The organism is Nigerium sp., assembly GCF_039811905.1.
In the GTDB taxonomy this organism is placed as follows: domain Bacteria; phylum Actinomycetota; class Actinomycetes; order Propionibacteriales; family Propionibacteriaceae; genus Propioniciclava.
In genome coordinates this window covers 1-2,889 of record NZ_JBDHZL010000173.1, presented here as the reverse complement: position 1 = coordinate 2,889, position 2,889 = coordinate 1, and the positions used below count along the sequence as shown (strand labels likewise).

Here is a 2,889-nt window from a genome sequence, read left to right as displayed (position 1 = left end):
GCAGCCCCAGCCGGGGTGGTCCGGTGTGGATCTGCCCGCCGGCGAACGCGACGCAGGCGTCCTGGCCGAAGCCCTGCGCCTGCCCCCACCACCAGGCGTCCGGGAAGCCGCCGGCGCCCCAGTTCTTCTCCGCGTACACCTCGGCCCCGTCGAGCCGCCATCGTTCGCCCGCGGCCTCCACCACCCCGGACGCCCGCCCGCCGAGCAGCCACGGGTGCCAGTACTGGTTCAGTGCCGGGACGCACTGAAAGACCGATGACCCTCCGAACGGGCCGGGCGGGTACGGACGCAACTCGTCCAGCGTCACGTCCAGCCGGACGCCGGGCAGCTCGGCTCGGACGTGCCGGTCGTCCCCGTGGAACGTCCCCTCCGCCCCGGACGCCCACGCTCCGGGCCCGCGGGGGCGGGCCGCGGCGTGCCGCAGGATCGCGTGCGTCCAGCGCCGGCCGGGCTCGGCGCCGACGCCCACCAGCGCCCACGCTCCCCCGGACTCCGGCCGCTGGACGCCGATCAGCGCGATCACCGACCGCCCGGACGCGGCGTCCGTGAAGCGCCAGTAGTACCCCTCCATGGCCGTCCCGTGGTCGTCGACGGGCGCGCCGAACGGCAGGTCGGCGCCGGAGCGGCGGTAGGCGTCCAGGGCCCGGCGGGCGGCACTCAGCGGATTCATGGCGCCCATCCTCCCTCGTCAGGGTCCGTTCGTCCCCGAGTTCGCGCCGAGTTCGCCCCGAGAGCGACCACGAGAGCGACCGCGAGGGATCCGATCCGTGGCCGTGCGGACGCCTCGTCGGCAACCCCCGTACAGTCGCCCCATGCGCTCGCAGACCCGGACGCCGTTCTCGCTGATGGCCAAGCCCACCGGCGCGGCCTGCAACCTCGACTGCGAGTACTGCTTCTTCCTGTCGAAGGAGGCCCTCTGGGAGGGGCAGGGCCAGCGGATGTCGTCGCAGACGCTGCGCGCCTACCTCGCCAACTACCTCAACTCCCAGCCGGACGGCGACGTCACCGTGAGTTGGCAGGGCGGCGAGCCCACCCTGCGCGGCCTGGACTTCTTCCGTGAGGCCGTGGCCGTCGCCCGCGAGCTCAAGCGGCCGCGGCAGCGCGTCCGGCACGCGATCCAGACGAACGCGACGCTGATCGACGACGCGTGGGCGGAGTTCCTGGCGCGGGAGCGGTTCCTCGTGGGCGTCAGCATCGACGGCCCGGCCGAACTCCACGATCGTTACCGCGTCAACAAGGCCGGACGCGGCACCCACGAGCAGGTCGTCCGCGGCTGGCGGACGCTGCAGGACCACGGCGTCGACGTGAACGTCCTCTGCACGGTGAACGCGGTGAACGCGGAGCGCCCGCTCGAGGTCTACCGGCATCTCCGGGACGACCTGGGCGCGGAGTTCGTCCAGTTCATCCCGATCGTCGAGCGGGTCGCGCCGGGCGAGGAGGAGGCGGCCGAGTCCGGCTGGCGGGACGCCTCCGGCACCTTCGTGCTCTACCGGCAGCGCGGCGACGGCATCACGTCGCGGACGGTCGACCCCGACGCCTACGGCCGCTTCCTCGTCGCGATCTTCGACGAGTGGCTCGACCGGGACGTCGGCCGCGTCTTCGTGCAGGACGTCGACGTCGCCCTCGGCGCCCTGTTCGGACGCTACTCGCTGTGCGTCCACGCGCCCGAGTGCGGGGACGCCCTCGCGATGGAGCACAACGGCGACGTCTACTCCTGCGACCACTACGTCGAGCCCGACTACCGGCTCGGCAACGTGGCGTCCGACTCGTTCGCGCGCATGCTCGGCTCGGCGCAGCAGCGGGAGTTCGGCACGTCGAAGCGGACCGCGCTCCCCCGCCAGTGCCGCGAGTGCCCGGTGCGGTGGGCGTGCCACGGCGGCTGCCCGAAGGACCGCTTCACGACGACGTCCGACGGCGAGCCCGGGCTGAACTACCTGTGCGCGGGCTACTACCGCTTCTACACCCACGCGACGCCGGCGCTGCGCGAGATGGGACGCCTCCTGCAGGCCGGACGGCCGGCGTCCGACATCATGACGCCGCGCTCGAAGCGCCGCTGACGAAGGGTGCGGCTCGGCCGGTGCCGGTTCAGGCCCCGCCGACGAGCCGGCGCGCGACCGTGAGGTCGCCGAGGCGTCCGAGGTGCTCGACGAGCTCGTCGGCGGCCGCGCCGACGGCGTCCGTGGTGACCGGGTCGAGCGTGTCGAGGATGAACAGGGCCCTCGTCGTGCCGTCGGTGAGGGCGGTGCGGCGGGTCTGGCGCCAATTCCAGCGGCGGCAGGTGACGCCGGCGTCGTCGCGCCAGACGACCTCGCCCGGCTCGGGGTGCTCGACCGCCGACTCGCCGCCGGCCATCGTCTCGAACGGCTCGTCGCCGGTGGCCCGGGCGAGGTGCGGCGGGCCGGAGTAGCGGTCGAGGTCTTCGCCGCCGAGCGGGATGCGGTGCAGCACCGAGATCGCGTTGTAGGTGTCGGTGAGCCGGTTGACGCGCGGGAGGCCGGCGTCCGCGCGACGGAGGAGGGCCTCCAGGCTGTGGCGCGTGCGCTGGGGCTTCGCCCCGAACGCCCGGTAGGCCTCGCGCCAGGACGCCACCTCGGCCAGATCCTCCGGCCGGCGGCCCGCGAGCGCCTCGCGGGCGGACGCCTCGGCTCGCCGCAGCAACGCCTCGCTCTCGGGGTCGCTTTCGCCGGGCGCGATGCCGTCGACGGCGACGAGGAGGACGCGGTAGTCCGGCCGCAACGCGAGCACGTCGGCGTCCACGCGGGCGCCGGCGAGGAAGGCGTCCAGATCGTTGTCAGGCATGAGGTGCTCCCTTCGGATTGCGGTCAGCGGCGGGCCGCTGTGGAGCGCCGCGGGATCAGCGTCGGCGCGTAGACGAGCCGCCGTGCCTCC

Annotated in this window: 3 protein-coding genes; 1 reads left to right on the top strand and 2 read right to left on the bottom strand. The window is 74.0% G+C overall.

What is annotated here, in order from left to right; all coding sequences use genetic code 11:
• The coding region (locus WMJ97_RS14865; RefSeq protein WP_347349783.1) for a tocopherol cyclase family protein at window positions 1-670 on the bottom strand (670 nt) is incomplete at its 3' end.
• A gap of 142 nt (window positions 671-812) precedes the next feature.
• Between WMJ97_RS14865 and WMJ97_RS14860 the strand changes: the two genes are divergently transcribed.
• On the top strand, window positions 813-2,057 hold the full coding sequence (locus WMJ97_RS14860) for an anaerobic sulfatase maturase (protein WP_347349782.1): 1,245 nt from the start codon (window positions 813-815) through the stop codon (window positions 2,055-2,057).
• 28 nt (window positions 2,058-2,085) lie between these two features.
• Here the strand turns inward: WMJ97_RS14860 and WMJ97_RS14855 are convergent, their stop codons facing one another.
• Complete coding sequence (locus tag WMJ97_RS14855; protein WP_347349781.1) at window positions 2,086-2,799, bottom strand: phenylalanine--tRNA ligase beta subunit-related protein; 714 nt, start codon at window positions 2,797-2,799, stop codon at window positions 2,086-2,088.
• Window positions 2,800-2,889 lie beyond the last annotated feature (90 nt).